The organism is Advenella faeciporci (assembly GCF_014652395.1).
Lineage (GTDB): Bacteria > Pseudomonadota > Gammaproteobacteria > Burkholderiales > Burkholderiaceae_B > Advenella > Advenella faeciporci.
Genome location: NZ_BMYS01000042.1, coordinates 1 through 4,216 on the forward strand (window position 1 = coordinate 1; position 4,216 = coordinate 4,216).

Sequence of the window (4,216 nt, forward strand, 5' to 3'; positions counted from 1 at the left end):
CAATACATTCACTACTACAATCACGAACGTATCAAGCTCAAGTTAAACGGCCTGAGTCCGGTACAATACCGGACTCAGGTTTTAGCTGCCTAGTTTTTAACCGTCCAACATTTGGGGGTCACTTCACAGCGTGGGAACGCATACATTCCATAAAAATATACTACAATTGCATACAAATTCAATTGCAATCCCAAACAGGACCCATCTCACCCCATGAAAACAAAATATCAAACCCATTTGGACAGTACGGTTGTACTCATAAGTGCATTGATGTTTTTGTTTGTGGTGAGTAACCAGAACTTACCCAGTGGCGTGTTTTATGTACTGTGTGTTTTATCTTTAGTGGTATGGGGTGCCAACCGTAAAAACATTCAAAACGACCCCGCTGCCTATTCAAACCAATACAAAACCCTGTTCATCTTGTGCGCGGTCAACCTGCTGGCTGTGCTGGTATCCAAAATAGCGCACCAGCATCTTTCGGGCTCTGAAATAGAAAAAGCCGCGCGGTTTTCGGTAGGGTTGCCCCTGCTGATGCTGGGCATGAAATACATTCCGGTAGATAAACTGAAACACTGCCTGTGGGGTGTTTATGCAGCGGTGCTGTATGCGTTTGCTTATGTTGCTTATCTGTCCTGGCCAGATTTTGTCAGGCCAGATACGTCTGATGTCTACAACGCAGTGGGCTATGGGGTGATTACCTTGTTGTTAAGCAGCATTACCTTATATTCCATTGGGGTGCCCTTAACCGGCAAACCCCGTTTGGAAAAAACCGCCAAAATCATCGTAGGCTTGCTTGGCATGGCTGGCTTCATGTTAACGCAAACCCGAACCGGCCTGCTGGTTTTGCCGGTGTATTTGCTGCTGGGCATTTTGTTAGCCTGGAAAGACAAATCCCGCATAAAAATTGTGATTGGCTACTTGGCCAGTATTGCCGTCATCTTTGCCTTGTTGTTTTCCATTCCAATGGTACAAAACCGGGTGGAATTGGCTAAAAATGAATTTTTGCAATGTATTCATGTTAATCCTATTGCCGACGAGTCTATCTGTATTCGTTTGCAATTGTGGAACACAGCCATTGATATCTGGAAGCGCAACCCCTTAACCGGCACGGGCAGCAATGCGCAATTCAGTAAAGAATTGCAAAACCATAGCGTGCCAAAAGGCCTGGCCTCGCAAACCACCGCCAATGATTTTGGGGAACCGCATAACGATTACTTGCAGGCGTTAAGCAGCTTTGGCCCATTGGGCGTATTAGGCTTGCTGTTTTTATATTTTGCCCCTGCCTGGATATTTGTAAAGCGCCTGATCCAATCCAAGCAAGTGGTCATTCGCAGTTTTGCCGCCATGGGGGCCGCTGTTTGCCTGGGCTTTGCCATGTACGGCATGACCGAGCTCATGTTCCGTGGCATGCGAACGCTTTCTTTTTATACCTTCATGGTAGTGGTATTCTTGCTGCTTTCTGCCACCCATAAAGGCAATCAATTGCCAGGTAAATAAAAATCAGCCTAATAAATCAAACGCGTAAGGATTCAAGGGTTTTCAAGTATTGCCGATTGAATAGCGTTAAAATGGGCAATTCTGCCCGGTAAAATCGGGCACGCGCCAGATAAACTGCAAGGTAAGACATACATGAGTACCGATTCAGCCGTAACACCCGCTTCCAAAAACGCCAATTACGACGCTACCAAAAAACAGAAATCATTTGAAAAAACGTCGCGTATTCCCATCAAGATCATTCCTGCCGAGCGTTTGAAAAAGCCCGACTGGATTCGTGTAAAGGCCGCCGCACCCAACTCGCAATTCAACGACATCAAGCGTATTCTGCGCGAAAACAACATGTTTACCGTGTGCGAAGAGGCCTCTTGCCCGAACATTGGTGAATGTTTTGGCAAAGGCACGGCCACCTTCATGATCATGGGTGACAAATGTACCCGCCGCTGCCCCTTCTGTGATGTCGGCCATGGCCGCCCAGACCCGCTGGATGTGAATGAACCGGCCAACCTGGCCAAATCCATTGCGCAAATGCGCCTGAAATACGTGGTGATTACATCGGTAGACCGCGATGACCTGCTGGACGGCGGTGCAGGTCACTTTGTGGAATGTATTAACGAAGTGCGCGAACGTTCACCCATCACCACCATTGAAGTACTGGTACCCGACTTTCGTGGCCGCCTGGAAAAGGCCCTGGACATTTTTGCCCAAGGCGTACCTGATGTCATGAACCATAACCTTGAAACCGTACCCCGTTTATATAAGCAGTCTCGTCCGGGGGCCGATTACATGCACTCGTTAAAACTGCTGAAAGACTTCAAGGCCCGTCACCCGAATGTACCCACCAAATCTGGCTTAATGGTTGGCCTGGGTGAAACCGATGAAGAAATCCTGCAGGTCATGCGTGACATGCGTGAGCATGATATTGAAATGCTGACCATTGGCCAGTACTTGCAGCCTTCCGAGCATCACTTGCCCGTGACGCGTTATGTGCACCCTGATACCTTCAAAATGTTTGAGGAAGAGGCCTATAAAATGGGCTTTACCCATGCAGCAGTGGGGGCGATGGTAAGGTCTTCTTATCATGCGGACCAACAGGCGCATGCGGCTGGTGTGTGAACAGTTTTGGTGATTTAAAAATATAAAATGCTCTGCTAAAAAGCAGGGCATTTTTGTTGACTGGAGTACTTTCTCTAACCAATATGCTTATTTACAGAGGAAAAGTCTTGGCAACGTTACTAGGTAAAATTATTGCCCTTAAAAACCATCAGGGCTTATGGCGTTATATGGCCAATACCTCGTGGCTGTTAGCTGAACAGGTGCTACGTATTATTGCAAGCTTATTGGTTGGAATATGGGTAGCACGTTACCTTGGTCCTGAGCAGTATGGGGTATTTAATTATGTTCTCGCCTTCACGGCTATCTTTGTAGGCTTTGCCAAGCTGGGGTTGGACGATATTTTGGTGCGAGAGTTGGTAAGTAAGCCAGAGCAGCGGGATGTATTTCTTGGGACTGCTTTTTGGTTGAAAGTCATGGGGGCATTCCTGGTAATGATATTAGTGGCATGTATTGTGCCGTTTACTTCCAATGATGCCACTACCAATCTTTACATTTTCATTATTATATCCGGCCTTGTTTTTCAAAGCTTCGAGGTTGTAGGATTTTATTTCCAGTCTCAGGTTTTGGCCAAGGTGGTCTCTCTTTGCAAGGTTATTCAACTTTTATTATCTTCAATTATTAAAGTTTATCTTGTGGTGACTAAGGCTGAATTATTCCGGTTTGTGTGTGTAAGTAGCTTTGACATGTTTAGCCTGGCAGTCAGTTACTATGTTGCTTATCTAACCAGAGGCAATGCGAGTTTTTTTAAATGCTTTAATGTTGAAGTGGCAAAAAAACTGCTTAAAAACTCATGGCCACTTATTTTATCTTCACTGGTTGTGACAATTTATATGCGTATAGACCAGATTATGATTAAAGAAATGCTGGGAGAGTATGAAGTGGGTATTTATGCAGCAGCCGTAAGATTAAGTGAGGCCTTTTACTTTATACCTGTGCTTTTGACGTCTTCGCTTTTTCCGGCTATTTTAAATGCCAAGAAAGAAAGCAAAAAGTTATATCAAAAAAGAATTCAGCGTCTTTATGCTTTTTTGGTATGGATGGCAATCATTATTGCACTGATCATGACTTTGCTAAGTGACTGGCTGGTTACATTACTGTATGGCAAGGAATACTTACCTGCCGGGAAGGTGCTTGTGATTCATGTATGGGCATCGGTTTTTGTTTTTATTGGTGTGGCATTTTATAAATACCTGATGGCTGAAAATCTTATAAAAATTGATTTTCAACGTACTCTCGCAGGTGCTGTTGCCAATGTAGGCCTTAATTTGATTTTGATTCCAAAGTACGGTTTGGTAGGGGCGGCAGTGGCAACTCTGGTTGCTCAGTTCATTGCAAACTATATGTATGACTTTTTTGATAAAAGGCTTCATGCACAACTGTTTTTAAAAACGCAAGCAGTTTTTTTGCCTTTCAGGGCATTTAAATGAAGAGGCCATGATATAAAATCATGCTGTTTACTTAAGTAATATTGCTTAAAATTTGAGAGCCTGTAAATAAAACTGTGTAAACCGTCTATCATTACACCCACACAGGGAAAAGGATAGATCACATGGACAAAAAGAAACTGGAAGCGTTTGCTCGCGAGGCAGCTAAAGGCTTGAAGACC

General features: G+C 44.5%; 4 protein-coding genes. All 4 read left to right on the forward strand.

Annotated features, from left to right (window positions below):
• A partial coding sequence (locus IE074_RS14650; protein WP_189386164.1) for an IS3 family transposase occupies window positions 1-93 on the forward strand: 93 nt, incomplete at its 5' end.
• A gap of 120 nt (window positions 94-213) precedes the next feature.
• Window positions 214-1,497 carry an O-antigen ligase family protein gene (locus IE074_RS14655; protein ID WP_189386190.1) on the forward strand — a complete coding sequence of 428 codons (1,284 nt, stop codon included), beginning with the start codon at window positions 214-216 and terminating at the stop codon, window positions 1,495-1,497.
• A gap of 132 nt (window positions 1,498-1,629) precedes the next feature.
• Complete coding sequence (lipA, locus tag IE074_RS14660; protein ID WP_189386191.1) at window positions 1,630-2,610, forward strand: lipoyl synthase; 981 nt, start codon at window positions 1,630-1,632, stop codon at window positions 2,608-2,610.
• A gap of 107 nt (window positions 2,611-2,717) precedes the next feature.
• Window positions 2,718-4,037: a flippase gene (locus IE074_RS14665; RefSeq protein WP_229794045.1), complete on the forward strand. Its 1,320-nt coding sequence runs from the start codon at window positions 2,718-2,720 to the stop codon at window positions 4,035-4,037.
• The last annotated feature ends 179 nt before the right edge of the window (window positions 4,038-4,216 follow it).